The organism is Streptomyces sp. MNU76, from assembly GCF_020982545.1.
Taxonomy (GTDB): domain Bacteria; phylum Actinomycetota; class Actinomycetes; order Streptomycetales; family Streptomycetaceae; genus Streptomyces.
The window spans coordinates 261,478-288,430 of sequence record NZ_JAJKLK010000021.1; the positions used below are offsets into that span (position 1 = coordinate 261,478).

At 69.9% G+C, this 26,953-nt stretch carries 26 protein-coding genes and 5 tRNA genes; 18 read left to right on the forward strand and 13 right to left on the reverse strand.

Annotation, left to right across the window (positions count from 1 at the left end):
• Positions 1–25: 25 nt before the first annotated feature.
• From E4N62_RS34115 to E4N62_RS34150, 8 genes are all read right to left on the reverse strand, one after another.
• Positions 26–607 carry an ATP/GTP-binding protein gene (locus tag E4N62_RS34115; protein WP_009314218.1) on the reverse strand — a complete coding sequence of 194 codons (582 nt, stop codon included), beginning with the start codon at positions 605–607 and terminating at the stop codon, positions 26–28.
• Positions 588–1,157 carry a DUF742 domain-containing protein gene (locus E4N62_RS34120; RefSeq protein WP_230220680.1) on the reverse strand — a complete coding sequence of 190 codons (570 nt, stop codon included), beginning with the start codon at positions 1,155–1,157 and terminating at the stop codon, positions 588–590. Before E4N62_RS34120 ends, E4N62_RS34115 begins: the two co-directional genes overlap by 20 nt.
• Before the next feature lie 98 nt (positions 1,158–1,255).
• Complete coding sequence (locus E4N62_RS34125; protein ID WP_004983065.1) at positions 1,256–1,669, reverse strand: roadblock/LC7 domain-containing protein; 414 nt, start codon at positions 1,667–1,669, stop codon at positions 1,256–1,258.
• A 10-nt stretch (positions 1,670–1,679) separates the two neighbouring features.
• Positions 1,680–4,898: a nitrate- and nitrite sensing domain-containing protein gene (locus E4N62_RS34130; RefSeq protein ID WP_230220683.1), complete on the reverse strand. Its 3,219-nt coding sequence runs from the start codon at positions 4,896–4,898 to the stop codon at positions 1,680–1,682.
• Between the two features lie 398 nt (positions 4,899–5,296).
• Positions 5,297–5,872 carry an ATP/GTP-binding protein gene (locus E4N62_RS34135; protein WP_230220685.1) on the reverse strand — a complete coding sequence of 192 codons (576 nt, stop codon included), beginning with the start codon at positions 5,870–5,872 and terminating at the stop codon, positions 5,297–5,299.
• The gene (locus E4N62_RS34140; RefSeq protein WP_009314205.1) at positions 5,853–6,251 is read right to left on the reverse strand and encodes a DUF742 domain-containing protein; all 399 of its coding nucleotides are present in this window, start codon (positions 6,249–6,251) and stop codon (positions 5,853–5,855) included. The genes E4N62_RS34135 and E4N62_RS34140 overlap by 20 nt, the downstream gene beginning before the upstream one ends.
• Positions 6,252–6,362: 111 nt before the next feature.
• Positions 6,363–6,776 carry a roadblock/LC7 domain-containing protein gene (locus tag E4N62_RS34145; protein WP_005479910.1) on the reverse strand — a complete coding sequence of 138 codons (414 nt, stop codon included), beginning with the start codon at positions 6,774–6,776 and terminating at the stop codon, positions 6,363–6,365.
• Between the two features lie 9 nt (positions 6,777–6,785).
• Positions 6,786–10,661 (reverse strand): nitrate- and nitrite sensing domain-containing protein, encoded by a 3,876-nt coding sequence (locus tag E4N62_RS34150; RefSeq protein ID WP_230220687.1) that lies wholly within the window; start codon positions 10,659–10,661, stop codon positions 6,786–6,788.
• A gap of 605 nt (positions 10,662–11,266) precedes the next feature.
• Between E4N62_RS34150 and E4N62_RS34155 the strand changes: the two genes are divergently transcribed.
• The 9 genes from E4N62_RS34155 (at position 11,267) to E4N62_RS34195 (ending at position 15,391) form a co-directional block, all read left to right on the forward strand.
• Positions 11,267–11,446: a hypothetical protein gene (locus E4N62_RS34155; RefSeq protein WP_230220689.1), complete on the forward strand. Its 180-nt coding sequence runs from the start codon at positions 11,267–11,269 to the stop codon at positions 11,444–11,446.
• A gap of 216 nt (positions 11,447–11,662) precedes the next feature.
• Positions 11,663–12,439: a fumarylacetoacetate hydrolase family protein gene (locus E4N62_RS34160; RefSeq protein ID WP_230220691.1), complete on the forward strand. Its 777-nt coding sequence runs from the start codon at positions 11,663–11,665 to the stop codon at positions 12,437–12,439.
• Entirely contained in the window at positions 12,432–13,907 is a 1,476-nt protein-coding gene (gene gltX / locus E4N62_RS34165; RefSeq protein ID WP_230220693.1) for a glutamate--tRNA ligase, read from the forward strand. The genes E4N62_RS34160 and gltX overlap by 8 nt, the downstream gene beginning before the upstream one ends.
• 133 nt (positions 13,908–14,040) lie before the next feature.
• Positions 14,041–14,772: an HAD family hydrolase gene (locus E4N62_RS34170; RefSeq protein ID WP_230220695.1), complete on the forward strand. Its 732-nt coding sequence runs from the start codon at positions 14,041–14,043 to the stop codon at positions 14,770–14,772.
• Positions 14,773–14,862: 90 nt separating this feature from the next.
• A tRNA-Gln gene (locus E4N62_RS34175) sits at positions 14,863–14,934 on the forward strand.
• 40 nt (positions 14,935–14,974) lie between these two features.
• Positions 14,975–15,047: transfer RNA gene (locus E4N62_RS34180), tRNA-Glu, on the forward strand.
• 62 nt (positions 15,048–15,109) lie between these two features.
• A tRNA-Glu gene (locus tag E4N62_RS34185) sits at positions 15,110–15,182 on the forward strand.
• Positions 15,183–15,202: 20 nt separating this feature from the next.
• A tRNA-Gln gene (locus E4N62_RS34190) sits at positions 15,203–15,274 on the forward strand.
• Between the two features lie 44 nt (positions 15,275–15,318).
• Positions 15,319–15,391 (forward strand) — tRNA-Glu (locus E4N62_RS34195).
• A gap of 167 nt (positions 15,392–15,558) precedes the next feature.
• Here the strand turns inward: E4N62_RS34195 and ndgR are convergent.
• A complete protein-coding gene (gene ndgR / locus E4N62_RS34200; RefSeq protein ID WP_020270051.1) occupies positions 15,559–16,275 on the reverse strand; it encodes an IclR family transcriptional regulator NdgR in 717 nt (238 codons plus the stop codon).
• Between the two features lie 198 nt (positions 16,276–16,473).
• On the opposite strand from ndgR, the gene leuC reads away from it, so the two are divergent.
• The 4 genes from leuC to E4N62_RS34220 all read left to right on the forward strand — a co-directional run bounded on the left by leuC (position 16,474) and on the right by E4N62_RS34220 (position 19,806).
• Complete coding sequence (gene leuC / locus E4N62_RS34205; RefSeq protein ID WP_230220697.1) at positions 16,474–17,898, forward strand: 3-isopropylmalate dehydratase large subunit; 1,425 nt, start codon at positions 16,474–16,476, stop codon at positions 17,896–17,898.
• Between the two features lie 6 nt (positions 17,899–17,904).
• Complete coding sequence (gene leuD / locus E4N62_RS34210) at positions 17,905–18,498, forward strand: 3-isopropylmalate dehydratase small subunit (RefSeq protein ID WP_230220699.1); 594 nt, start codon at positions 17,905–17,907, stop codon at positions 18,496–18,498.
• Positions 18,499–18,785: 287 nt separating this feature from the next.
• The gene (locus tag E4N62_RS34215) at positions 18,786–19,016 is read left to right on the forward strand and encodes a hypothetical protein (protein WP_184899781.1); all 231 of its coding nucleotides are present in this window, start codon (positions 18,786–18,788) and stop codon (positions 19,014–19,016) included.
• 139 nt (positions 19,017–19,155) lie between these two features.
• Complete coding sequence (locus E4N62_RS34220) at positions 19,156–19,806, forward strand: HU family DNA-binding protein (protein ID WP_215449172.1); 651 nt, start codon at positions 19,156–19,158, stop codon at positions 19,804–19,806.
• Between the two features lie 205 nt (positions 19,807–20,011).
• On the opposite strand, the gene E4N62_RS34225 is transcribed toward E4N62_RS34220, so the two are convergent.
• Positions 20,012–20,215: a hypothetical protein gene (locus tag E4N62_RS34225; protein ID WP_184899785.1), complete on the reverse strand. Its 204-nt coding sequence runs from the start codon at positions 20,213–20,215 to the stop codon at positions 20,012–20,014.
• A gap of 9 nt (positions 20,216–20,224) precedes the next feature.
• Entirely contained in the window at positions 20,225–20,875 is a 651-nt protein-coding gene (cofC, locus tag E4N62_RS34230; RefSeq protein ID WP_230220701.1) for a 2-phospho-L-lactate guanylyltransferase, read from the reverse strand.
• Between the two features lie 165 nt (positions 20,876–21,040).
• On the opposite strand from cofC, the gene E4N62_RS34235 reads away from it, so the two are divergent.
• The 3 genes from E4N62_RS34235 to E4N62_RS34245 are packed head-to-tail and all read left to right on the forward strand — an operon-like array spanning position 21,041 to position 24,080.
• Positions 21,041–21,856 carry a 1-acyl-sn-glycerol-3-phosphate acyltransferase gene (locus tag E4N62_RS34235; protein WP_230220703.1) on the forward strand — a complete coding sequence of 272 codons (816 nt, stop codon included), beginning with the start codon at positions 21,041–21,043 and terminating at the stop codon, positions 21,854–21,856.
• A complete protein-coding gene (locus E4N62_RS34240; protein ID WP_184899790.1) occupies positions 21,853–22,863 on the forward strand; it encodes an NAD(P)H-dependent glycerol-3-phosphate dehydrogenase in 1,011 nt (336 codons plus the stop codon). Before E4N62_RS34235 ends, E4N62_RS34240 begins: the two co-directional genes overlap by 4 nt.
• A gap of 59 nt (positions 22,864–22,922) precedes the next feature.
• Positions 22,923–24,080 (forward strand): D-alanine--D-alanine ligase family protein, encoded by a 1,158-nt coding sequence (locus E4N62_RS34245; RefSeq protein WP_230220705.1) that lies wholly within the window; start codon positions 22,923–22,925, stop codon positions 24,078–24,080.
• 84 nt (positions 24,081–24,164) lie between these two features.
• Here E4N62_RS34245 and E4N62_RS34250 read toward each other — a convergent pair whose 3' ends face one another.
• Positions 24,165–24,686 (reverse strand): DUF3515 domain-containing protein, encoded by a 522-nt coding sequence (locus E4N62_RS34250; protein ID WP_230220707.1) that lies wholly within the window; start codon positions 24,684–24,686, stop codon positions 24,165–24,167.
• Positions 24,687–24,706: 20 nt separating this feature from the next.
• On the reverse strand, positions 24,707–24,940 hold the full coding sequence (locus E4N62_RS34255; protein ID WP_033526900.1) for an Lrp/AsnC family transcriptional regulator: 234 nt from the start codon (positions 24,938–24,940) through the stop codon (positions 24,707–24,709).
• A 227-nt stretch (positions 24,941–25,167) separates the two neighbouring features.
• On the opposite strand from E4N62_RS34255, the gene E4N62_RS34260 reads away from it, so the two are divergent.
• Together E4N62_RS34260 and thiD are read left to right on the forward strand one after the other, a co-directional pair.
• Complete coding sequence (locus E4N62_RS34260) at positions 25,168–26,133, forward strand: thiamine-phosphate kinase (protein WP_230220709.1); 966 nt, start codon at positions 25,168–25,170, stop codon at positions 26,131–26,133.
• Positions 26,130–26,939 carry a bifunctional hydroxymethylpyrimidine kinase/phosphomethylpyrimidine kinase gene (thiD, locus tag E4N62_RS34265; protein ID WP_230220711.1) on the forward strand — a complete coding sequence of 270 codons (810 nt, stop codon included), beginning with the start codon at positions 26,130–26,132 and terminating at the stop codon, positions 26,937–26,939. The genes E4N62_RS34260 and thiD overlap by 4 nt, the downstream gene beginning before the upstream one ends.
• Positions 26,940–26,953: the final 14 nt, after the last annotated feature.

A 26,953-nucleotide genomic window follows, 5' to 3' on the forward strand; every position in this document is an offset into this window, starting at 1 on the left:
TCATCGTCGGCTGAGCGCCGCAGGCCTACCGCAGGCGAGCCATCAGCGCATGCTCGACCAGCGTGATCAGCGCCGACTTCGCGTCGGCCCGATGCCGCGCGTCCGTCGTGATGATCGGGGTGTCCGGGCCGATCTGCAGCGCCTCCCGGACCTCGTCCGGGTTGTACGGCTGCTGCCCGTCGAAGCCGTTCAGGGCGATGACGAAGGGGAGCCCGCTGTTCTCGAAGTAGTCGACGGCCGGGAAGCAGTCGGCAAGACGACGCGTGTCCACCAGGACGATCGCACCGATCGCGCCCCGCACGAGGTCGTCCCACATGAACCAGAAGCGGTCCTGACCGGGGGTGCCGAACAGGTACAGGATCAGGTCCTGGTCGAGGGTGATACGGCCGAAGTCCATGGCGACCGTGGTGGTCGTCTTGTCCCCGGTGTGGGTGAGGTCGTCGATGCCCGCGGACGCGGACGTCATCACGGCCTCGGTACGCAGCGGGTTGATCTCCGAGACGGCCCCGACGAACGTGGTCTTGCCCACGCCGAAGCCACCCGCCACCACGATCTTCGCCGAGGTGGTGGAGCGGGAAGGACCGCCGCTAGAGCTTGCGAAGTCCACTGAGCACCCTTTCGAGCAGTGTCACGTCTGGCTGGCCGCCGGCGTTCTCGTCGCCGCCGGGCTGATGGATGGCGACCAGGCCCGCCTCCGCCAAGTCGGCGACGAGGATCCTGGCCACGCCGAGGGGGATGGTCAGCAGCGCCGAGATCTCGGCGACCGACTTGATCTCTCGGCAGAGGTTGCAGATCCGCTGATGCTCGGGCAACTGGCCCTGCATCTGGTGCGGCTGCGCGGTGGTGTGCACCAGCGCCTCGATGGCGAGCTGGTAGCGCGGCCTGGTGCGGCCGCCCGTCATGGCGTACGGGCGCACCAGGGGGTTGTGCGCCGCCCCCGCGGGCGACGGCTCGGGGCTGCGGCGTTGCGGCTGCACGGGCTGGATGCGCGGCGCCGGCGGCTGGTCGTACGGCGAAGGACCGGGGCCCTGCGGTGCGTACGGCTGCTGACGGCTCGGTGCGGAGGGGAAGTTGTACCGGTTCTGGTCACCCTGGCCCGGCCCCTGACCAGGGTAGGACCAGTTGCCCGACGATGAACCGCCTGGGGGTGTTGCCACGTTCTCTCCTCCTCCGACTGTGCTGGCATCCATGGCTCATTGGAAGCCGCGTCCCGAAACCTTACGGCCCCAGGACGCCAAAACGCACCGTCTGACTGTTAGTTGAGCAGGCTGCCCTGGAGCTCCGCACGAAGATCGGGCGTCAGGACCGTGCCGGCACGATCCACCAGAAGGGCCATCTCGTACCCGATGAGACCGATGTCGGCTTCCGGATGTGCGAGTACGGCGAGCGAGGAACCGTCGGAAATGGACATGATGAACAGGAATCCCCGCTCCATCTCCACAACCGTCTGATTGACGCTGCCACCTTCGAAAATGCGGGAGGCACCCGCGGTCAGAGAGGTCAGACCCGACGCGACGGCCGCCAGCTGGTCGGCACGGTCGCGGGGAAACCCTTCGGACATCGCCAGAAGGAGTCCGTCGGCGGAGACCACCACCGTGTGCGACACCCCGGGGGTGTTGTCCACGAAATTGGTGATCAACCAGTTCAGGTTCTGTGCCGCCTGGCTCATCGGGCTCACACTAACGCTCCTGGTTGTAGGTGCTGTCAGGACCGAAGCCCTGGCCGTTCGTTTCACTGCCTGCGTTGCGCCCACGCTGGACACCTCGGCGCAGGTTGCTCAGCCTGCCCCGGACGTCCTCGGGAGCGCGGGAGATCTGTGGACCTCCCTGCGGGGTCGTCTGGGCGGCTCCCTCGACCAGGTTGGCCTTGGGCACCCGCCGCGGCAGACCGGAGGAGGTGACCCCGCCTGCCTTGGGCTTCTTCAGCTGGGAGGCCTGCTGCCAGCGCTCGTCGTTGGCCGAGCGCCAGTCGCCGTTCGGTCCCCCGGCCGTCGGCTGGTCCTGGGCCACTTCCTGCCGTCCGGTCGCGGCGCCCGCGCTCGTGCCGCCCGCGCCCGCGGTGGAGCCGCGGCGGGGAAGGCCGGCGTCGGTCAGCGTGTGGCCGGCGGAAGGGGTGGATCCCGGACGGTCGAAGCCTACGCGGTCCGGCTCCTTCACGTCAGCGGCCTGCGCAGATTCCGGTTCCGGAGCGTACTCGGAGCGGTACGAGCTCTGGTAGTCCTGCTGCTGCGGCCAGTCGTCCTGATAGGACTGCTCTTCGAAGCCCGCGTACGTCTCCGGGGCGTTCGCGGCGGTTGCCGCGTGCTCCTCCTGGACGGACTCCGCATAGGCGGGCTCGGGGTAACCGCCGGTAGCGGTGAACGTGTCGTTGCCGCCCGGCAGGTGGCCGTCGCCGTTCGCCACACCGTTGTTCTGGCCGAAGTACGCCTCGTCGTACGACGGCTGCTGCGGCTCCTCGTACGCCGTCTGCTGGTCGTAGGACCGCTGCGGGTCCACGTACGCGCTCGCGCCGTTGTCGTAGGACGGCTCGGGCGACTGGAAGTCGTCGCCGTAGCGCGGTGCCTCGGCCCCGGGCAGCTGCGGGTTCGGGTGCGCCTGGGACTCCAGGGCCGCCCGACGCTCCTCACGCATCAGGGAACGGCCCACGGGGTCCAGGTCGCGGATGTCGTCCGGAACCTCGTACCGGCTGTCGTCGAAGCCCAGCTCGGCGGCGGTCCGCATCGGGGCGATGCCCGGCTGCTGGAACGAGTGCTGCTCCGGGATGATCTGCGAGACCGTGAACTCGTCGCCCTGCGGCTGGTGCTGCTCGCCACCGCCACCGTGGGTGATGACGTCGGGCAGCATGACCAGCGAGGTCGTACCGGCCTGCTCGCCCGAGGGGCGGAGCTGGACCCGGATGCCGTGCCGGTCGGACAGACGGCCGACCACGAACAGACCCATGCGCTGCGAGATCGCGGCGTCCACGGTCGGCGGGTTGGCCAGCTTGTGGTTGATGTCCGCGAAGTCCTCGGCGGTGAGGCCGATGCCCTTGTCGTGGATCTCGATCATCACGCGGCCGTCGGGGAGACGGGTCGCGGTGACGCGGACCTTGGTCTGCGGGGAGGAGAACGTGGTGGCGTTCTCCAGGAGCTCGGCCAGCAGGTGCACGAGGTCGGTCACGGCGCGGCCGTGGATCTCGGCCTCCGGGACGCCGGAGAGCTCGATGCGCTCGTACTGCTCCACCTCGGAGGAGGCGGCGCGCAGCACGTCGATCAGCGGGACCGGCTGGTCCCAGCGACGGCCTGGCTCCTCGCCGGCGAGAACGAGGAGGTTCTCGCCGTTGCGGCGCATACGGGTCGCCAGGTGGTCCAGCTTGAAGAGGTTCTCCAGCTGGTCCGGGTCGGCCTCGTTGTTCTCCAGGTCGGTGATCAGGGTCAGCTGGCCCTCGATCAGCGACTGGTTGCGGCGCGAGAGGTTGGTGAAGATGGCGTTGATGTTGCCCCGCAGCAGGGCCTGCTCGGCGGCGAGCCGGACGGCCTCGCGGTGGACCTGGTCGAAGGCGCGGGCGACTTCGCCGATCTCGTCCGTGGTGTTGATGGGGATCGGCGCGACCCGGGTGTCGACGCGGCCGGGGTCGGTGCGCGAGAGCTGGTCGACCAGCATCGGCAGACGCTGCTCGGCGATGCCGAAGGCGGCGTTGCGCAGCTGGCGCATCGAGCGGCTCATCTGGCGGGCCATGATCCCGGCGATGATGAACGCGGCGAGCAGGGCGACGATGACGATGGCGCCGTTGATGTAGGCGTCGCGCTGGGCGTCGGAGGCGATCTGGCCGGCCTCGGACACCGCCCTGTTGATCAGCTCGGTCTCGACCTCGCTGTAGCCCTCGAACTTCAGCGTGGAGGCCGCCATCCAGTTCTGGTAGGTGACGCCCTGCTTGGCGAGGTCCGCGGGGGAGGCACCGCTGCCGATGGCCTGGACCATCTTCAGCATGGTGTCCGGCGGCGCGACGTAGTCCGGGTCCTTCGCGGCGGCCTCGGCCGCCTGCTTCTTGCCCTCTTCGGTCTTCTGCGCCATGACGGACTCGAGCCGCGCGGCGTCGGCCTCGGTGCCGCCGGAGATGTACTCCTGCACGGCGATGTTCTCCAGGTACGCGTACGAGGTGAACGCGGTGACCTGCTGACGGAAGACCCGCTCGTCCTCGCTGGGCCGGACCAGCAGGTGGGTGCCGATGGAGCGCTGCAGAGAGGCGGCGCCCTTGGCGAGCGTGACCGCGTAGACCGTACGACCGTACGCGGTGATGTTGCCGGTACCGAGGCCGAGCTCGTTGGAGAACTCCGCCAGGAGGTGCTCGACGGTGACGTAGCCCTCTTCGGTCTGTACCGGGTCGGCGGCCCGGGTGAAGGCCGTCTGCCGGAGTTTCTCCAGCGACGGCTCGGCCTCCTCGACCAGGCGCAGACGGCGCTCCAGGCCCTGCCCGGCGGGCATCCCGACGACCTCGGCGTGGAAGGCATCCGCCTTCTCGTCGGTGAAGGCGCGGGCGTCCTTGACGACCTCGCTGTCCCGGTCGCCGTCCAGCAGTGGCTGGGCGGAGAGGTCACGCTCGTTGAGCAGCGCCTCGGCGTAGATGCCGGCGGCGGCCACGATCTTGGCGACCTTCTCGGCGTCCTTGGCCTCCTGCCAGGTGTCGATCGAGCCCTTCACCTGGAAGCCGCCCATGACCAGGCCGACCAGCACGGGTATGAGGAGGATCGCGTTCAGGCGAGTGGGTACACGCCAGTTGCGGGGGGAGAGACGACTGCCGCTGGGCGCGGGAGCTGCCGTCGGCTCCGGTCCGGTCACTTGTGCGGGTGCCGCTCCGCGCGGCGGCGGGGTGAAGTTGCCCCGCGCCGACGGCTCGGGACCTTTCTTGCTTCGCCTCACTCGACCAACAACCTCTCGGCGCCGGCACCTACGTCGTGCCGCGGGTGACTCCACGCCCTAGTACGTCTTTGACTAATGGGCAGTTCAGGCATTCCAGCACGTCACGCTGAGGACTTCCAAACACTGGGAGGCAACGATTCCGCGTGATGTAAGTCCCAGATAAAACGGTCATAAAGAGCGAGCCCCGGCAAAAAGCGGGGGCATTGTGAGCGCAGCGGCACTGATCGACCGCGACGCGTGGTCGTACCACCCTATTTCTCTGTCGAAACGTTATGAACACCGGGGCCGACCGTGTCAAAGGACACAGCCGGCTCCGGTGTAACTACGACAACTGCCGTATGACGTTGTGGACTTGGGTCCTGTTTTGGGCCCAGTCGTGGCGCTTCGGCGCCTGTTTCCTAGCGCAGCCGCGCCATGAGCGCGTGCTCGACCAGGGTGATCAGGGCCGACTTGGCGTCCGAGCGGTGGCGGGCGTCCGTCGTGAGGATCGGGGTGTCGGGCCCGATCTGCAGAGCCTCACGCACCTCGTCGGGCGTGTACGGCTGGTGTCCGTCGAAGCCGTTGAGGGCGATGACGAAGGGCAGGCCGCTGTTCTCGAAGTAGTCGACGGCCGGGAAGCAGTCGGCGAGACGACGGGTGTCGACCAGCACCACGGCACCGATGGCGCCGCGGACCAGGTCGTCCCACATGAACCAGAAGCGGTCCTGCCCCGGCGTGCCGAAGAGGTACAGGATCAGGTCCTGGTCGAGGGTGATACGGCCGAAGTCCATGGCGACCGTGGTGGTCGTCTTGTCCCCGGTGTGGGTGAGGTCGTCGATGCCCGCGGACGCGGACGTCATCACGGCCTCGGTACGCAGCGGGTTGATCTCCGAGACGGCCCCGACGAACGTGGTCTTGCCCACGCCGAAACCGCCCGCCACCACGATCTTCGCGGAGGTGGTGGCCCGTCCCGCTTCAGAGCTTCCGAAGTCCACTGAGCACCCTTTCCAGCAGAGTCACGTCCGGAGCGCCACCGGCGTTCTCGTCGCCACCGGGCTGATGGATCGCGACGAGTCCGGCCTCGGCGAGGTCCGCGACCAGGATCCGTGCCACACCGAGCGGCATGGACAGCAGGGCCGACACCTCGGCCACCGACTTCACCTCGTGGCAGAGGTGGCAGATCCGCTGGTGCTCGGGGAGCAGCCCCATCAGGTGCGCGGGGTCTGCCGTCGTGCTGATCAGCGCCTCGAGGGCGAGCTGGTAACGCGGCCGCGTCCGGCCACCGGTCATGGCGTACGGCCGTACCAGCGGCTGGTCGCCCTCGTCTCCGTACGGCTCTGCGTACGGATCGTGAGGAGCGGTGGGCGGGGTCATTGATCCTCCGAGCGGGACAGCAAGTCGGTCAGTCGTGCCGTCTGACGGGGGCCGGTGGGGGGACTGTGTCGGCCGGACGGTGATGTGGTGAGTTCTGTGGATCCGCAGGCGTCAGTGGAGCAGACTGCCTTGGAGTTCGGCGCGCAGGTCGGGCGTGAGCACGGCGCCCGCGCGGTCGACGAGCAGCGCCATCTCGTAACCGACCAGGCCGATGTCGCACTCGGGGTGCGCGAGGACGGCCAGGGACGATCCGTCGGAGACGGACATGAGGAAGAGGAATCCGCGCTCCATCTCGACCACCGTCTGGGCCACGTCCCCGCCCTCGAAGATCCGGGAGGCCCCGGCCGTGAGCGAGGTGAGTCCGGAGGCGACGGCCGCGAGCTGATCGGCACGGTCGCGCGGAAAACCTTCCGACATCGCCAGAAGAAGACCGTCGGCGGATACGACGACGGTGTGGGACACCCCGGGGGTGTTGTCCACGAAGTTGGTGATCAACCAGTTGAGGTTCTGTGCCGCCTGGCTCATCTGGCTCAACTAACGCTCCTGCTGGTGAGTGGGGCTCGGGAAGCTGCCGGTCTGGCCGTTGCCGGCCTGTCGACCCTGCGCGATGCCCCGACGGAGATTGGTCAGCCGGCCGCGAACGTCGTCAGGCGAACGCGAGACCTGCGGACCGGTTTGGTGCTGTTGCTGCTGAGCCGTGCCCGGCACGAGGTTGGCGCGCGGGACCCGGCGCGGCAGGCCGGAGGTGGTGACCCCGCCCGCCGAGGGTTGACGGGCTCGTTCGGCCTGGCGGACCAGGTCGTCGTTGGGAGTGCTGCGCCAGTTGGAGGAGGCCGACGCGGCGGGAGCGGCAGGACGCTGGGGAGCGGCCGCCGGACGCTGGGGCGCCGGAGCGGTGTGCTGCTGAGGCGCGGAACCGTTGCCCTGCTGCTGATGACCGCCCTCGCTGTTCTGACCGTTCTGGCCGTTCTGGCCGTTCTGGCCGCCCTGACCGTGGAACCAGTTGGTCTCCAGCGTGTCGTACAGCGGTGTACGGCCGTCCATCGGGCCCGTCGCCGGGGGCAGTGCCTCCGGCTCCTGCGGACGCGCGGGACGCTGCGGGGGCACCGGGGGACGCTGCGGCGGAACCGGCGGTCGGGGCGCGCCGTAGTTCTCGCCGTTGACCTGCGGCCGCTCGAACTGGCCGGTGTCCTGCGGGTTCTGCCGCCCCGGCGCACCGAACTGCCCGCTGCCCTGCGGGTTCTGCCGACCCGGAGCCGGGAACTGGCCCGTGCCGGAGCCGTCGTAGCCCGGCGTGGCGAACTGGCCGGTGGAGGACGGGTCCTGCGGGGCGCCGCGGGACGGACCGGTGGGCGCCGGCGGAGCACCGGCCCCGCCGAACACGTCGGAGCGGACGTAGGAGCCGGTGCCGTTCTGCGGGGTGCCCGCACCGGGGCGTCGGCTGTCGAAGTCGCCCTGCGGCGTATGCGGGAAGTCGTTGGACGGGCCAGGACCCTGGTGGGGGTCGACGCGCGGCATCGGCGCGGTGACGTCCGGCTGCTCCTCGTGGCCGCGCGGGGCGTCCAGCGAGGCGCGCGGCACCGGCGGCTGCGCGTTCTCGTCGCTCCAGCTCGGCCGCGCCGGGGAGTTGCCACCGGGCAACTCGGCGCGTGCGCCACCGCGGCCGGGCAGCTGCGGGCGACGCCTGCCGGAACGTTCCTTGCCCTGCTTGGGCGGCACGGCGCCGGGGCCGTTGTCGGCCCCGGCCGGCCGTCCCGCACCGGTGTCACCGGGCCCGGCCGGGCGCAGGCCCGCGCCGGTCGGGAAGCCGCTCTGGCGTCCGGAGTCGTCGAAGCTCTCGAAGCCGCCCGGACCACCGGTCCCGGCAGCCTGCAGTCCCTGCGGGGCACCCGGAGCCTGACCGCCGCCGAACCCACCGCCGCCGAACCCACCAGCACCGGCTCCGGCACCCGCCGGAGCCGGCCGGCCGCCCTGCGGGGGCGCCGGCGGACCACCCTGCGGCCCACGCGGGGCGCCGGGGTTGCCGAAGCCGCCAGGGCCACCGGGGTTGCCGGGCAGCGCGGCCCGCGGACCCTGGCCCGCGCCGACCTGCCCACGCTGCGGCGCTCCGCCCAGGAGGCCACCACCGGCGGAGGGGCCGCCGAGCGGCGGACCCGACTGGTTGCCCGCCTGGCGACGCGCGGCGGCGGCACCGGCCGCGGCCTGCGCGGCGGCGGGGCCACCGGTGGAGGGGGCACCCTGACCGGGCTTGCCCGGGGTGGGCTTCTTGTTGCCCTGGGCCACGTCGACGGGAAGCATGACGAGCGCGGTCGTACCGCCCGAGTCGGACGGACGCAGCTGGATGCGGATGCCGTGGCGCTGCGACAGACGACCGACCACGAACAGACCCATGCGGCGGGAGACCGAGACGTCCACGGTGGGCGGCGAGGCGAGCCGCTCGTTGATGGCCGCGAGGTCCTCGGGGGAGAGGCCGATGCCGGTGTCGTGGATCTCGATCAGCACACGGCCGTCGGGCAGCGCGTGACCGGTGACCTTGACCTTGGTCTGCGGCGAGGAGAAGGAGGTCGCGTTCTCGAGCAGCTCGGCGAGCAGGTGCACGAGGTCGTTGACCACACGGCCGGCGACCTCGGTCGTCGGCACGGAGGCCAGTTCGATGCGCTCGTACTGCTCCACCTCGGACGCGGCGGCGCGGAGCACGTCGACCAGCGGGACCGGACGGGTCCAGCGGCGGCCGGGCTCCTCACCGGCGAGGACGAGGAGGTTCTCACCGTTACGGCGCATGCGGGTGGCGAGGTGGTCGAGCTTGAACAGGGAGGACAGCTGGTCCGGGTCGGCCTCGCGCGACTCCAGTTCGGAGATGAGCGACAGCTGACGCTGGATGAGGCCCTGGGAGCGGCGCGAGAGGTTGGTGAACATCGCGTTGACGTTGCCCCGCAGGAGGGCCTGCTCGGCGGCGAGGCGGACGGCCTCGCGGTGCACGTCGTCGAAGGCCGCGGCCACCTGGCCGATCTCGTCCCGGGAGTGCACACCGACCGACTCGACGGAGGTGTCGACGTCCTGCGGGTCCGACTCCGAGAGCTGCTTGACCAGCTCGGGCAGCCGGTCCTGGGCGACCTTGGTCGCGGTGTCCTGCAGCCGCCGCAGCGAGCGGATCATGGACCGGGCCACGACGAAGGCGCCGACCAGGGAGACACCGAGGACGAGCAGGATGAGCGCACCGGAGATGATCGCCTCTTGCTCGGCGTCGGCGCGCAGGTTGCGAGCGGTCTGCTCCATCTGCTCGAGGAGCGAGCCCTCGATCTTCTTCATCTGCTCGATCTTGGCCGACGAGTCGTCGGTCCAGTCCCGGTACGAGCGGTTGTCCTGGCCGCCCAGACCGCCGGCGCTGGCGAGCACCCGGTCCGCGTAGAGGTCGGCGGCCTCGATGGTGGGGCTCGCGTCGTCGATCGGCCTGGTCAGCTCCTCGGCACCGGATCCGTAGATGTCGGAGAAGGTGCTGCGGTCCGACTCCTCGTTCGACAGCGCCGAGTTCGCGTAGAGCCGGTCGTTCTCGGAGAGCTTGCCGGCCTTGTCGTTGGTGGCGGGGAGCGCCGCCGCGATGACCGCGCGCTGGATGGAGGCGTACTCCTTCGCGGAGGAGAAGGCCGCCAGGGCACGGGTCCGCTTGATCATGTTCGGGTTGCTGGTGGCCTCGGCCATGTCCGTGGACAGGTCCAGCAGCTGGGAGATCAGTCGGTGGTAGGCCTCGACCGTCTGCGTGGAGTTCTTGGGGTCCACGTAGGCGTTCTTGCGGATGGTGCTGAGGTTGTAGAGCTCGCGCACCACCCGGACGAGGCTGTCGCGGACGCCGGGCATCTTCGCGGTGGTGCTCGCGGCGTCGGCGGCCTGGGTCGCGTCAGTGAACTGGACGCGGGCCTGGTCCGTCTTCTCGCGGGTGCCCTTGACGGTGAAGTCGGTGGCGTCCAGACCGTGCGCGAGCGGACCGGCCGACAGGTCGCGCTCCTGCTGGAGCGCGGCGGCGAGTTCGGTCGCCTGCTTGGTCATGTCGGTCAGCAGCCGCATGTTGTCGAGCTGCTGGATGTCGTCCACGTTGTCGCCGATGCGCAGGGCACCGAGCGAGGTCGCCGCCACCACGGGGAGCGCGAGCAGCGACACGAGACGGGTCGAGATGCGCCAGTTGCGCAGGGCTATTCGGGAGCCGTTGCCGACTCCGGTCTTGGTGCCGCCCTTGGGCTTCCCGGGCGGCACGGGAGCAACTGACGAGCCGGGGCGCCCGGAGCGCTCCCCGCCGTCGCCGATCTCCGCCGGACCCGGGTTCTGGGCGTGCTGGGGGGAGGAACCGTTACCGGTTCCGTTGTGTGGCTCCGGCTCCGCCGAAGCGCTGCCATCCCTCTTGAAACGTCCCTGCACTAGCGTCGCAACCTCTGGACCAGGCGCCCCACCGCGTGAACGGCGGGACGGTGTCGGCGTCTTCGGGGGCGCCCTGAATACGTCCCCAATTGGTGGTCGTGAGTGACCGGCGCTGGCTCCCCCTCTTCCACCGCCACCAGGCGCTGTTCTTGCGCCTCTGCGCGCCGGCACGATCCGGCGGCGGTCCGTGGAATTCCAGCACAGTGCCGGATCTCCAACAAGGCCAATGGGTAACGGTCTGTTCACTGTGACAGCATGTGAGGGCTACGTCACCAGGCGTGGAAGGTGTTTCCGTTCATTACCGACATATCCGTGCGATCCAGGGGTGTGAGTGGGGTGTCCCAGTCGCCATGATCAGGAGCGGAATGCGTGCTTCAGGTCGCTTATGTCCATTTTGAGGGGGCGAGTTGATGGCCGGGATTGCCCGTTTTACCCATGGCTGAGTGAGCAAACTCACATGCCGATCATGCCTTCTTCACGACTTGACCTGGGAATCGGATGTTTAGCCTGACGCTTTACAGGGATGGCGAATCCGACAACCCGCGCTTGTGGGACGGCCCTTCCGGCCCGCCCGGCGCCCGTACACGACGAGGTCCAGGACAACAGTGAAGACGACGACGATGTTCCGCACGATAGCCAACCCCCGGCGCACGACCCTGGCCCACCTCGAAGACGCCGAGGACCTGCGTGCGCTGGAGCAGGAGCACTCCGTCGACCTCCCCTCCGTGACCGCCAACCCCCGCCGGACGGTCCTGATGACGATCCCGGTCCAGGCGGCGGAGTAGTTGCAGGCTCAAGTACGCGCGGAATCCGCCGATCACTCAAGTCGGTTCCGGTGAAGAATCGGCGGATTCCTGTGAGGGCTCCGCGGAAGGGCGCCCGGCACGTGCCGGGCGCCCTTCCGCGCGTGCACCGGGTTAATACGCGAGGCGGCCACCTCGCCCCGCGTTAGCCTGGACCGTCAGACTCCAGCCAGCTCAGTTAAGGGGCGCAAGCATCCCGTGCGCATCGCCAGGTTCTCCATCGACGGGAACGTAGCCTTCGGCGCGGTCGAGGGCGACAAGCCGGACGAGCTCGTCCTCGACATCATCAAGGGCATCCCGTTCGCGGACTACGAGCTCTCCGGGACGAAGGTCCCGGTCAACAAGGTCAGGCTGCTGCCGCCGGTGCTCCCCAACAAGGTCGTGGCCTTCGGCCGCAACTACGCCGAACACGCCCGCGAGCTGGGCAACGAGGTCCCCGACGCCCCGTTCGCCTTCTTCAAGCCCGCCACCTCGGTGATCGGCCCCGGTGACGAGATCCAGTACCCCTCCTTCTCCGAGGATCTCCACCACGAGGCCGAGCTCGCCGTGGTCATCGGCCGGATGTGCCGCGAGGTCCCGCACGAACGCGTCAAGGACGTGATCTTCGGCTACACCTGCGCCAACGACATCACCGCCCGTGACGTCCAGAAGCGCGAGAGGCAGTGGGCCCGGGCCAAGGGCTTCGACACCTCCTGCCCGCTGGGCCCCTGGGTGGAGACCGACCTCGACCCGAGCGACCTGACCATCCAGCTCACCGTCAACGGCGGGCAGCGCCAGCTCGGCCGGACGAGCGAGATGATCAACTCCATCGAGGACCTGATCGTCAACATCACCGAGGCCATGACGCTGCTCCCCGGCGACGTGATCCTCACGGGCACCCCGGCAGGGGTCGGCCCCCTCAACGTCGGCGACGAGGTCGCCGTCACCATCGAAGGCATCGGCACTCTCACCAACAAGGTGATCAAGCGTGGCTAACGGCTCCGTCCGCGTACGTTTCTGTCCGTCCCCGACCGGCAACCCCCATGTGGGCCTGGTCCGCACGGCCCTGTTCAACTGGGCGTTCGCCCGCCACACCGGCGGCACGTTCGTCTTCCGCATCGAGGACACCGACGCGGCCCGCGACTCCGAGGAGTCCTACGAGCAGCTCCTGGACTCCCTGCGCTGGCTGGGCTTCACCTGGGACGAGGGGCCCGAGGTCGGCGGCCCGCACGCGCCGTACCGCCAGTCGCAGCGCATGGAGACGTACCGGGAGGTGGCCGAGAAGCTCAAGGACGCCGGCCACGCCTACTACTGCTACTGCACCGCCTCCGAGCTGGAGGAGCGCCGCGACGCCGCACGCGCCGCCGGGAAGCCCTCCGGCTACGACGGCAAGTGCCGCGAGGTCACCCCGGAGCAGAAGGCCCAGTACGAGGCCGAGGGCCGTGAGCCGATCGTCCGCTTCCGGATGCCCGACGAGACGATCACCTTCACCGACCTGGTCCGCGGCGAGCTGACCTTCACCCCGGAGAACGTGCCGGACTACGGCATCGTCCGCGCCAACGGGGCCCCGCTCTACACGCTGGTCAACCCGGTCGACGACGCCCTGATGGAGATCACCCACGTCCTGCGCGGCGAGGACCTGCTCTCCTCCACCCCCCGCCAGATCGCCCTCTACAAGGCGCTGATCGAGCTGGGCATCGCCAAGGAGGTCCCCTCCTTCGGCCACCTGCCGTACGTGATGGGTGAGGGCAACAAGAAGCTGTCGAAGCGCGACCCGCAGTCCTCGCTCAACCTCTACCGCGAGCGCGGCTTCCTCCCCGAGGGCCTGCTCAACTACCTCTCCCTGCTCGGCTGGTCGCTCTCCGCCGACCAGGACATCTTCACGATCGAGGAGATGGTCGCCGCCTTCGACATCGCCGACGTGAACCCCAACCCGGCCCGCTTCGACCTGAAGAAGGCCGAGGCGATCAACGCCGACCACATCCGTCTGCTGGATGTGAAGGAGTTCACCGAGCGCTGCGCCCCCTGGCTGAAGGCCCCCTTCGCCCCCTGGGCGCCGGAGGACTTCGACGAGGCCAAGTGGGAGGCGATCGCCCCGCACGCGCAGACCCGCCTCAAGGTCCTCTCGGAGATCACGGAGAACGTGGATTTCCTGTTCCTGCCGGAGCCGGCCGAGGACGAGGCCAGCTGGACCAAGGCCATGAAGGAGGGCTCCGACGCCCTGCTCCGCACGGCCCGCGAGAAGCTGGAGTCGGCCGACTGGACCTCGGCCGAGTCACTGAAGGAGGCCGTCCTGGCCGCCGGCGAGGCGCACGGCCTCAAGCTCGGCAAGGCCCAGGCCCCCGTCCGCGTCGCCGTCACCGGCCGCACGGTCGGCCTCCCCCTCTTCGAGTCCCTGGAGATCCTGGGCAAGGAGAAGACCCTGGCGAGGATCGACGCGGCGCTGGCCAGGCTGGCCGCGTGACGCGCGCCCGCGGCGCTCTTGTGTGACGAACGGCGCAGGTGAGGGGCGGCACCCGGAGGACCGGGTGCCGCCCTTCGTCGTCCCGTCTCCCGTCCTCCGGACAGGACGGCCGCCCTGCGGCTACCGTCGGATCATGGACATCAAGGCGGTGCTCTGGGACGTCGACGACACCCTCTTCGACTACACGGCGGCCGACCAGGCCGGAATGCGGGACCATCTCACCGCCGAGGGCCTGCTGCCCGAGCACGAGTCGGTCGAGGAGGCCCTGACCCGCTGGCGCGACCTCACCAGCCTGCACTGGCGGCGGTACGCGGCGGGCGACGGCGACTGGGAGTCCACCCGCCGCGACCGGGTGCGCGATTTCCAGGGCCGGCCCCTGACCGACGCGGAGGCCGACGCCTGGTTCGAGCGCTACGTCGCGCACTACGAGCGGGCCTGGTCGCTCTTCCCGGACGTCCTGCCCGTGCTCGACGCCCTCGCCGCCAGCCACCGGCACGCGGTGCTCTCCAACTCCAGCCTCCCCGTCCAGGAACGCAAGCTGCGCACCCTCGGGGTGTGGGACCGCTTCGAGACGGTGCTGTGCGCCGAACAACTGGGTGTCCACAAGCCGGCCGCCGAGGCCTTCCACGTCGCCTGCGAGGCCCTGGAACTGCCTCCGCACGAGGTCGTGTACGTCGGCGACCACCCGGAGATCGACGGCCGGGGCGCCGCCGACGCCGGTCTGCTGTCCATCTGGATCGACCGCGGCGGTCTCTACGCGACCGTCGACCCGCCCGTCGGGCCGCACCGGATCGCCACCCTCACCGAACTCCCCGCGATCCTCGGCTCGGATACCCGTTTTGGAGCGCCGTCCACCTTCGGGTAATGTTCTTTCTGCGCCGCCGGAGAGCGGGCCGAAAGGCCGGAACCGACGGAGCGAACTAGAACAAGATCCCCTCAGGGGCTTGCGTTCCAGTGGCCTATGGTGTAATTGGCAGCACGACTGATTCTGGTTCAGTTAGTCTTGGTTCGAGTCCAGGTAGGCCAGCTCGCAGAGCTCATCTGCAGGCGGAGATCAACTCCGCGAAGCCCCCGTTGTGTAGCGGCCTAGCACGCTGCCCTCTCAAGGCAGTAGCGCCGGTTCGAATCCGGTCGGGGGTACAGATCCTTCCCGCGGGGAGAGTTCGGGTCGCACCCGCTCACCTCGATGCAGGATCGCTAGGGCCCCCGTTGTGTAGCGGCCTAGCACGCCGCCCTCTCAAGGCGGTAGCGCCGGTTCGAATCCGGTCGGGGGTACTGACTGGTCTAAACCATATTGGTCTATGGTGTAATTGGCAGCACGACTGATTCTGGTTCAGTTAGTCTTGGTTCGAGTCCAGGTAGACCAGCTCGGACCTGCGGCGGTCCAGTACTCAACGCTTGCAGGATCCACGCCCCCGTTGTGTAGCGGCCTAGCACGCCGCCCTCTCAAGGCGGTAGCGCCGGTTCGAATCCGGTCGGGGGTACGTTTCAGGAAGGCCCTCCACTTCGGTGGGGGGCCTTCTTCGTGCGTCAACTCGCCGTACGGGGCCAGGAGTTCGGCGTCGACGGCCCAGAGGTCGAGCGTACGAGAAAAGGCCTGCCGCGGCGTTGAGGCAGGCCTTCTTCGTGGTCGGACGGGAGCTTCGAGGGATCAGCCTGTGCGGCGCAGGGCCTCCGAGAGGCGACCTGCGGCGTCGATCACCGCCTGGGCGTGCATACGGCCGGGATGGCGGGTGAGGCGCTCGATGGGACCGGAGACGGAGACCGCGGCGACCACACGGTTCGACGGCCCGCGTACGGGGGCGGAGACCGAGGCCACGCCCGGCTCGCGCTCGCCGATGGACTGGGCCCAGCCCCGGCGCCGTACGCCCGAGAGGGCGGTGGCGGTGAAGCGGGCGCCCTGGAGGCCGCGGTGCAGGCGCTCGGGCTCCTCCCAGGCCATCAGGATCTGCGCCGAGGAGCCGGCCTTCATCGTCAGGGTCGAACCGACCGGGACCGTGTCCCGCAGGCCGGACAGGCGCTCCGCCGCGGCGACGCAGATGCGCATGTCGCCCTGGCGGCGGTAGAGCTGCGCGCTCTCGCCCGTCACGTCCCGTAGATGGGTGAGCACCGGGCCCGCCGTCGCGAGGAGGCGGTCCTCGCCGGCGGCCGCGGCCAGCTCGGCCAGCCTGGGGCCGAGGATGAAACGGCCCTGCATGTCGCGTGCCACCATGCGGTGGTGTTCCAGAGCCACGGCCAGGCGGTGGGCCGTGGGTCGTGCGAGTCCGGTGGCGCCGACCAGACCCGCGAGGGTGGCCGGACCGGACTCCAGAGCGCTCAGGACCAGGGCCGCCTTGTCCAGAACGCCGACGCCGCTACTGTTGTCCATGCAACGATACTCGCGTCTCACTCTGTGAAACGCAAGTTCAATTTCGCGTGGACCTTGCCACTCTGGAAGCAGAACAACAACGGCTCGCGGACCGACGAGCCCGGCGGCCGGCGCGCGCCACGAGGGGATACGCGCGCTCGCCACCTCCGATATCTCTAGTTGGGCCGACGCGCAGGCGCGTCGGCCGGAGGGAAAGCGATGGGTAGGACACTCGCGGAGAAGGTCTGGGACGACCATGTCGTCCGGCGCGCCGAGGGCGAGCCCGACCTCCTCTTCATCGACTTGCACCTGCTGCACGAGGTGACCAGCCCCCAGGCCTTCGACGGTCTCCGCAAGAGCGGGCGGAAGGTTCGCCGGCTCGACCTGACCATCGCGACCGAGGACCACAACACTCCCACCCTCGACATCGACAAGCCCATCGCGGACCCGGTCTCCCGTGTCCAGCTGGAGACGCTGCGCGCGAACGCCGCCGAGTTCGGTGTGCGTCTGCACCCGCTGGGCGACGTCGAGCAGGGCGTCGTGCACGTCGTCGGCCCGCAGCTGGGTCTGACCCAGCCCGGTATGACGGTCGTCTGCGGCGACTCCCACACCTCGACGCACGGCGCCTTCGGCGGTCTGGCGTTCGGTATCGGCACCTCCCAGGTGGAGCATGTGCTGGCCACGCAGACGCTGCCGCTGGTCCGTCCCAAGACCATGGCGATCACGGTCGAGGGCGAGCTGGCCGAGGGCGTCACCGCCAAGGACCTGATCCTGGCGATCATCGCCAAGATCGGTACGGGCGGCGGCCAGGGCTATGTCCTGGAGTACCGGGGCCCCGCCATCGAGAAACTCTCGATGGAGGCCCGCATGACCATCTGCAACATGTCGATCGAGGCCGGTGCCCGTGCGGGCATGATCGCCCCCGACCAGACGACCTTCGACTACCTCAAGGGCCGTCCGCACGCCCCCGAGGGCGAGGACTGGGACGCGGCCGTCGCGTACTGGAAGACGCTGAAGACGGACGAGGACGCCGAGTTCGACGCCGAGGTGATCATCGACGGCGCCTCTCTGTCGCCGTTTGTCACCTGGGGCACCAACCCCGGCCAGGGCGCGCCGCTTTCGGCGTCCGTCCCCGACCCGGCTTCGTACGAGGACGCTTCGGAGCGCCTCGCCGCCGAAAAGGCCCTGGAGTACATGGGGTTGGAGGCCGGCCAGCCGCTGCGCTCGATCAAGGTGGACACCGTCTTCGTAGGTTCGTGCACCAACGGCCGCATCGAGGACCTGCGTGCCGCTGCCGAGCTGGTCAAGGGCCGCAAAGTCGCCGACGGCGTACGGATGCTGGTCGTCCCCGGCTCCGCACGGGTCGGTCTGCAGGCCGTCTCCGAGGGCCTGGACGTGGTCTTCAAGGAGGCCGGCGCCGAGTGGCGGCACGCGGGCTGCTCGATGTGTCTGGGCATGAACCCCGACCAGCTGGCCCCCGGTGAGCGCTCCGCGTCCACCTCCAACCGCAACTTCGAGGGCAGGCAGGGCAAGGGCGGCCGTACGCACCTGGTGTCGCCGCAGGTCGCGGCCGCCACCGCCGTACTGGGCCACCTGGCCTCGCCCGCCGACCTGACCGACGCCCCCGCGCCCGCTGGAGTCTGAACAGCCATGGAAGCATTCACCACGCACACCGGCCGGGCCGTCCCGCTGCGCCGCAGCAACGTCGACACCGACCAGATCATCCCCGCCCACTGGCTCAAGAAGGTGACCAGGGACGGCTTCGAGGACGGGCTGTTCGAGGCCTGGCGCAAGGACGAGACGTTCATCCTCAACCAGCCCGAGCGACGCGGCGCCACCGTCCTGGTCGCCGGCCCCGACTTCGGCACCGGCTCCTCCCGTGAGCACGCGGTGTGGGCGCTGCAGAACTACGGCTTCAAGGCCGTCATCTCCTCCCGCTTCGCCGACATCTTCCGCGGCAACTCGCTCAAGAACGGCCTGCTCACGGTCGTCCTGGAGCAGAAGATCGTGGACGCGCTGCAGCAGCTCACGGAGAACGATCCCGAGGTCGAGATCACCGTCGATCTCGAGGCCCGCGAGGTGCGCGCCGAGGGCATCACCGCCTCCTTCGAGCTGGACGAGAACTCCCGCTGGCGGCTGCTGAACGGGCTCGACGACATCTCCATCACCCTCCAGAACGAGGCCGACATCGCCGCGTACGAGGCCAAGCGCCCCTCCTACAAGCCGAGGACGCTGAAGGTCTGATCCACCGCGCGGACCCACCCCTCGGGCGGGCCGCGCAAGGCGGATTCCAGCCACCGCGACACCCCCAGGTACCCCCAATCGGGCACGGTTGGGGGTACCTCCATGTCCGGGTCCGGGCACCTTCGAAGTCATGTGCAGAAAGGTTTCAACTCCCCTAGTTACAAAGGTGATTGCCGGGGTACGCGCATCATGGTGTGGCATCTGCCCGGGGTGCTCCAGGGGCCCCGGAGAGACGGCAGTTGCCCCCTGCGCAGGCGACAACTCGCCCCAGATGGCACAATCTGTGCATGGAACACGACGGCCAACTCGAGCTCTATGCGGCGGTCGCGAGCCAACTCAAGGAAGCGCACGCAAGAGTGCGCGCACTGCAAGTCCCGGAGGGCGTACGCATGGCGCTGACCCGGAAGCTGCTGGTCATTACGGCCGTGGCCAAGCACGATCTCGCCGACGCGGCAAGGCGTCTGGAGAGCTTCACGACGGACCTCGACGCGGGGCGAATGCCCGCGGAGGAACGCTGAAGGAACTCCATGACCGTCCGAGTTCGTTGCGGCACAAGGGTGATAAGCCCGTTTCGTGTTTGATTTGCGGTATATATCTGCCTAACGTGCGAAAAAGCTTGAACACTATCGTTCGGGCGATGTCTCCGAAGGGGAAGACGTGAACAAGGCGCAGCTCGTAGAAGCGATTGCGGACAAGGTCGGCGGGCGTCAGCAGGCCGCCGACGCGGTCGACGCCGTTCTGGACGCCATCGTCCGCGCGGTCGTCGGCGGGGACCGGGTGTCGGTCACCGGCTTCGGTTCGTTCGAGAAGGTCGACCGGCCTGCCCGTTACGCCCGCAACCCGCAGACGGGTGAGCGGGTTCGGGTCAAGAAGACCTCCGTGCCGCGTTTCCGCGCGGGTCAGGGCTTCAAGGACCTGGTGAGCGGGTCGAAGAAGCTTCCCCGTGGTGGCGAGGTCGCGGTCAAGAAGGCGCCCAAGGGCAGCCTGAGCGGTGGGGCTTCGGCGACGGTCAAGAAGGCGGCGGCGAAGAAGACCACCGCGAAGAAGACCACCGCCCGCAAGACCACTGCCGCCGCCAAGAAGACGACGGCCGCCGCGAAGAAGACCACGGCGAAGAAGACGACCGCCAAGAAGGCCACCACGAAGACGGCGGCGGCGAAGAAGACGACCGCCAAGACGACGGCGGCGGCGAAGAAGACCGCGGCGAAGAAGGCCCCGGCCAAGAAGGCCACCGCGAAGAAGGCGCCGGCCAAGAAGTCGACGGCTCGCAAGACGACCGCGAAGAAGACGGCCGCGCGTCAGGCCTAGGGCGCCGGGTACTCACACACACGCGCCGGGCCGGGTTCCTGAATGGGGAGCCCGGCCCGCGGCGTGTTCTGGGGCAGGGCAGGGAGGCAGGGCAGAGGCGCCTGTTCGCCGTGGGGGACTTGTTCGCGGGCGGGTGCGGCTTGTGTGTGGTTGCTCGCGCAGTTCCCCGCGCCGCTTTGGGGGCGCGGCCTTGGTGCGAGTCCGTTCAGAAGGTCTGCAAGGTGATCAAGGTGATGCGCAGGCTCTCCGCCTCGCCCTCCGTCTCGATCCTGACGCGTTGGCCCGGGCGCAGCAGGCGCAGGGCGCCCGCGTCGAAGGCCGGGGTGTCGAAGGGGAGCGGGGTGCCGTCGTCGAGAAGGACCTGGCCGCTGCGAGTGGCGGGGTCGTAGGTGTACGCGGTGGCCTGCATGGCCGCAGCCTACTGGCCGGGGATCAGCAGGCGCGCGGCCGCCGCGGCCGTACGGGGGCCCACACCGAGGCCGAGGGCGGCGCGCAGGTCGTCCCCGGTGTCGACGTCCTGGCGTACGGAGTCGACGTCGTCGAGAGCGAGTTCCACGGCACCGGAGCGGCGGTGGCGTCGACGGGAGTCGGGGCCGAAGGCGGGGGAGAGGTCATGGCCGGGGGTCGCGGCGAGCAGGGTCGTACCGGTGCCGGCGGCATCGGGGAGAAAAGCGCGGGGGAATTCGGCGGCCGCGTTCAGTACGCGGGTCAATTCCCCGGGGTGCAGAGCGGGCAGATCCGCGTTCAGCGCCGCCACGGGGCTTTGCGGGCGTACACCGCGCACGACGGCCGCCGCGTGCCGCAGAGCGGCGTTCAGGCCGTCCCCGGAGCTCTCGTGCGGATCCTCGGGGACGGTGCGGGCGCCCAGGGCCGCCAGCTCGCGTGCGGCCAGCGGGTCCTCCGTGACCACCACCACACTCCGGACCGCCGCGGCGGCCAGGGCCGCGGCCACCGTGTCCTGCGCGAAGGCGAGGGCCAGACCGGGGCGCACCCCGTCGTCGGCGGTGTCCGAGAGCCTGCTCTTGGCCCGCGCCAGGGGCTTCAGGGGTACGACCAGGGTCCACTGCACGGGCGTTCCGTCCCTCTCTTGTCGCGGCCATTGTCACCTGGGCGCAAGGGACGGCCGCAGGGCGGGGCGTACGGTGTTCTCGACAGACCGGCAGCCCGGGGCGAGACTTGTGCGGCTCCGGGCCCCCGGAGCAGGCCCTGGGAAGTCCTAGAGGAAGGTGTCCGCGTGCCCCGCCGGAGAATCGGCTTCTGGTACCGCCTCGCCGCGGTGATCGCCAAACCACCCCTGGTGGTGCTGATCAAGCGGGACTGGCGTGGAATGGAGAACATTCCGGCCGAGGGTGGATTTATCACTGCCGTGAACCACAATTCGCATGTCGATCCCTTTGCGTACGCCCATTATCAGTACAACAGCGGCCGGGTTCCGCGATTTCTCGCGAAGAGCGGTCTCTTCGGCAAGGGATTCATCGGCGCCGTCATGCGCGGCACCGGTCAGATCCCCGTCTATCGCGAGAGCACCGACGCGCTGAGCGCGTTCCGGGCCGCGATCGACGCCGTGGAGCGCGGCGAGTGCGTCGCCTTCTACCCCGAGGGCACCCTCACCCGCGACCCGGACGGCTGGCCGATGACCGGCAAGACCGGTGCGGCGCGGGTCGCCCTGCAGACCAGGTGCCCGGTGATCCCCGTCGCCCAGTGGGGTGCCAACGAACTGCTGCCGCCGTACGCGAAGAAGCCGAACCTCCTGCCGCGCAAGACCCACCACGTCCTCGCGGGCCCGCCCGTCGACCTCTCGCGCTTCTACGGCCGGGAGATGAGCCCCGACCTGCTGAGGGACGCGACGGAGGTCATCATGGCCGCCATCACCCACCAGCTGGAGGAGATCCGCGGCGAGAAGGCCCCCGCGACGCCGTACGACCCCAAGCGGGAGCGGATCGAGCAGCGGCGCAGGAGCGCCCGGGCGGTGCTCGACAATGGGAAGCGGCAACAGCACAGCCCGGTCCAGCGGGCCCAGGAACATCAGGAAGAGGGGCAGGGCAAGTGAGCAAGCCGGTCAAGGCGGCCGTGTTCAGCGCCGGTTCATGGGGTACGGCCTTCGGTACGGTGCTCGCCGACGCCGGGTGCGAGGTCACCCTGTGGGCGCGCCGTCCGGAGGTCGCGGACGCGATCAACTCCACTCGGACCAACACCGACTACCTGCCGGGCCTGGAACTCCCGCAGAACGTGCGGGCCACCACGGACCCGGCCGAGGCCGCCGCCGACGCCGATTTCACGATCCTGTCCATCCCCTCCCAGACCCTGCGCGCCAACCTCGCCGAATGGGTGCCCCTGCTGGCCCCCGGCACGGTCCTCGTCTCGCTGATGAAAGGCGTCGAACTCGGTTCCGCCATGCGGATGAGCGAGGTGATCGAGGATGTCGCCAAGGTGGGTCAGGACCGCGTCGCCGTCGTCTCCGGGCCCAACCTGGCACGGGAGATCGCCTCCCGCATGCCGGCCGCCTCCGTGGTCGCCTGCACCGACGAGGCGGTCGCCCAGAGGCTCCAGACCGCCTGCCACACGCCGTACTTCCGCCCGTACACCAACACCGACGTCGTCGGCTGCGAGCTGGGCGGCGCGGTGAAGAACGTCATCGGTCTCGCCGTCGGCATCGCGGACGGCATGGGCCTCGGCGACAACGCCAAGGGATCGCTCATCACCCGCGGTCTCGCGGAGACGACCCGGCTCGGTCTCGCGATGGGCGCCGACCCGCTCACCTTCTCCGGACTCGCGGGCCTCGGCGATCTGGTGGCGACCTGTTCCTCGCCGCTCTCCCGCAACCACACCTTCGGCACCAACCTCGGCAAGGGCATGACCCTCCAGGAGACCATCGCGGTCACCAAGCAGACCGCCGAGGGCGTCAAGTCCTGTGAGTCCGTGCTGGACTTGGCCCGTCGGCACGGCGTCGACATGCCCATCACCGAGACGGTTGTCGACATCGTCCACGACGGCAAGCCGCCGGTCGTCGCCCTCAAGGAGATGATGTCGCGCAGCGCCAAGCCGGAGCGACGCTGAGCGAAAGCGACCGTTCGGGCACTGACTCGCGCCGTACCACCGGGTACTCTCGTCGCGATATGAGCAGCGAGAACCTCCCCCAGAGCCCTGAGCAGCCGTCCCGCAAGCCGCGCGTGGCCGTCGTCTTCGGCGGCCGCAGCTCGGAACACGGGATCTCCGTGGTCACGGCCGGCGCCGTACTGCGAGCCATCGACCGGACGAAGTACGACGTCCTGCCGATCGGTATCACGCGGGACGGCCGTTGGGCGCTCACCGCCGACGAACCGGAGCGGATGGCGATCACCGACCGCCGTACGCCGAGCGTCGAGGAGCTCGCCGAGTCCCGGGAGGGCGGCGTGATCCTGCCCGTCGACCCCGCCAACCGCGAAGTCGTCTACAGCGAGCCCGGTTCGGTACCCAAGGCCCTCGGCGAGGTCGACGTCGTCTTCCCCGTCCTGCACGGCCCGTACGGCGAGGACGGCACCCTCCAGGGCCTTTTGGAACTCTCCGGCGTCCCGTACGTCGGCTCGGGCGTCCTCGCCTCGGCCGTCGGCCAGGACAAGGAGTACATGAAGAGGGTGTTCACCTCCTTCGGGCTCAAGGTCGGCCCGTACGTGGTGATCAGGCCGCGCGAGTGGCAGCTCGACGAGTCGGCCGCCCGCAAGAAGATCATCGATCTCGCCGGTGAGCACGGCTGGCCCCTCTTCGTGAAGCCCGCCCGCGCGGGCTCCTCCATCGGCATCACCAAGGTCGACGACATCGTCGGCCTCGACGAGGCCATCGCCGAGGCCCAGCGTCACGACCCGAAGATCCTGGTCGAGGCGGCCCTGCGCGGCCGGGAGATCGAGTGCGGCGTCCTGGAGTTCGAGGACGGCCCGCGCGCCTCCGTCCCCGCCGAGATCCCGCCGCCCGAGGCCCACGCGTACTACGACTTCGAGGCGAAGTACATCGACTCGACCCCCGGCATCGTCCCGGCCCCGCTGACCCCGGAGGAGACCGCCGAGGTCCAGCGGCTCGCGGTCGACGCCTTCGAGGCCGCCTCCTGCGAGGGTCTGGTGCGCGCCGACTTCTTCCTCACGGAGGAGGGCGACTTCGTCATCAACGAGATCAACACGCTCCCCGGCTTCACACCGATCTCGATGTACCCGGCGATGTGGAAGGCGAGCGGGGTGGAGTACGGCGAACTGGTGGACCGCCTGATCCAGGCGGCGCTGCACAGGTCGACGGGCTTGCGCTGACACGAGCCCCGTAAGGGGCGCGGGGAACTGCGCGACCAGCCACGATTCGACGCGCAGCCTCCAGAGGCCTCCTGAGGCACCCCCTTAGGAGGCAACCCCCTCAGGAACCGCCTTCTTGATGGCAGGCGCCAGCCCCACCAGGATCGGCGAGGTGTCCTCCCTGGCCCGATCCGCGGTCACCGACACCTCCACATACACGGAGCGATTGGCCGTGGTGAAGCGGTAAGCGCCTCCGTCCCGCTTCTCCATCAGCCAGTCCACCCCGTCGACGGCCCCGGCCACCGCGTCGGCGTCCCGTCCCTCCGCCACCCCGGGGTCGACCATCTTGGGCGGCTGGGGCACCCCGCAGCGCAGTATGATCACCGCGTCGCCCCAGCCCGCCGTCAGCGAGGAGGCGGGCTGAGGATCCCGGCGGCCGAGACCGTCCACCGTCCGCGGCAACACCTCGTCCAGGTTCCGGCACAGTTTCGTGGCGGCGGCCCCCGGGCTGGGAACCGCCGCCGAGCCGCTGTCGTCTGCTGAGGAGCAGCCCGCGACGGCGATCAACGAAACAGCCAGGACGGGCAGCCCGCGACGAGCGGGGCCCCGGTGACGCAACGAGTTCACCGGGCAAGGGTAGACGGGGGCTACAGGTGAACGACCGGGCAGGTCAGGGTACGGGTGATCCCGTCCACTTGCTGGACCTTCGCGACCACCAGCCGGCCGAGGTCGTCGACGGTATCGGCCTGGGCGCGCACGATGACGTCGTACGGGCCCGTCACGTCCTCGGCCTGGATGACCCCAGGGAGCTTGCTGATCGTGTCGGCGACGGTCGACGCTTTGCCGACCTCCGTCTGGATCAGGATGTACGCCTGTACCACGGAACCTCCAGGGCGGCCACGAGGATCATGTGGATCATGTCGGGAAAAGGAACGCCACGGTATCGCGTCGCCGAGCGCCAGGGGGAGACCCCGGGGGGCCGCGCCGCACGCACCGGGGTGCGGGGGCGACGGAAGTTGACGGTCCACTCGACCGTACCGAGGACGACAACGGCCCGCGACCGGGCGCGAGTGACACTGGAAGCGGCACGAGAAGGGGCGATACGACGATGAAGGGCACCGTGGGAGAGCTGGGGGAGTTCGGGCTCATCAGGGAGCTCACCTCCCGGCTCACCACCACCCCGGCGGTCCGGGTCGGCCCCGGCGACGACGCCGCCGTGGTGGCGGCGCCGGACCGCAGGGTCGTGGCGAGCACCGACATCCTCCTGGAGGGGCGGCACTTCCGGCGCGACTGGTCCACGGCCTACGACGTGGGGCGCAAGGCCGCCGCGCAGAACCTCGCGGACATCGCCGCCATGGGTGCCGTGCCCACCGCGCTGCTGCTCGGCCTGGTCGCGCCCGCCGACCTGCCGGTGACCTGGGCCACCGAGCTGATGGACGGCCTGCGTGACGAGTGCCAGGTGGCCGGCGCCGCCGTGGTCGGCGGTGACGTCGTCCGCGGCGACACCATCATGATCTCGATCACCGCGCTCGGTGATCTGCGCAACCACGAGCCGGTGACCAGGGCGGGAGCCCAGCCCGGCGACGTCGTGGCCGTCACCGGGTGGCTCGGCTGGTCCGCCGCCGGGCACGCGGTGCTCTCCCGGGGCTTCCGCTCGCCGCGCGCCTTCGTGGAGGCCCACCGGCGCCCCGAGCCGCCGTACCACGCGGGCCCCGCGGCGGCCTCCCTCGGCGCGACCGCGATGTGCGATGTCAGCGACGGGCTGATCGCGGACCTGGGACACATCGCCGAGGCGAGCAAGTGCCGGATCGACATCCACTCCGGCGCGATCGACATCCCCACCCAGATGCACGACATCGGTCAGGCCGTCGGCGTCGACCCCCTCCAGTGGGTGCTCAGCGGCGGCGAGGACCACGCGATCGTGGCCACCTTCCCGCAGGACGTGAAGCTGCCCGCGCGGTGGAAGGTGATCGGCGAGGTGCTCAACCCCTCCGCGTTGCCGCAGGTCACCGTGGACGGGGCGCCCTGGACCAGCAAGGGCGGCTGGGACCACTTCGGGGACATCGAGTCATGAGCCCGGCTCCCGCACGGGTCCTGACCGTGGCCGGGTCCGACTCCGGGGGCGGGGCGGGGATCCAGGCCGATCTGAAGACGATGCTCGCGCTCGGGGTGCACGGCATGAGCGTCGTCACGGCGGTCACCGCGCAGAACTCCCTCGGTGTGCGGGGCGCTTGGGAACTGCCGGTGGAGGCGGTGCGCGCCCAGTACCGCAGCGTCGTCGACGACATCGGCGTCCAGGCCGTCAAGACCGGCATGCTCGCCTCCGCAGAACTCGTCGAGACCGTCGCCGATTTGCTGGCCGCCACGGACGCGCCGGTCGTCGTCGACCCGGTGGGCGTCTCCAAGCACGGCGACCCGCTGCTGGCCGCCTCCGCGCTGGACTCCGTACGGACCCGGCTGCTGCCGGTGGCCACCGTGGCGACGCCGAACCTCGACGAGGTGACCCAACTCACCGGGGTCACGGTCGAGTCCGAGGCCGGTATGCGCGAGGCGGCCGAGGCCGTGCTGGCGTACGGGCCGCGCTGGGCCCTGATCAAGGGCGGTCACCTCCCCGGGGAAGCCGTCGATCTGCTCACCGACGGCTCCGAGGAGCACTGGCTGCGGGCCCCCAGGTACGACAACCGGCACACCCACGGCACGGGCTGCACCCTCGCGTCCGCGATCGCCTCCCACCTCGCCCTGGGACGGACCGTGCCGGAGGCCGCCCTGGCCGCCAAGGAGTACGTCACGGGGGCGATCGCCGCCGGGTTCGCGCTCGGCGGGGGGATCGGGCCGGTGGACCACGGGTGGGCGCTCAGGCGGGCGACTCGGCCGGCTTGATCCGCGGTGCGTCG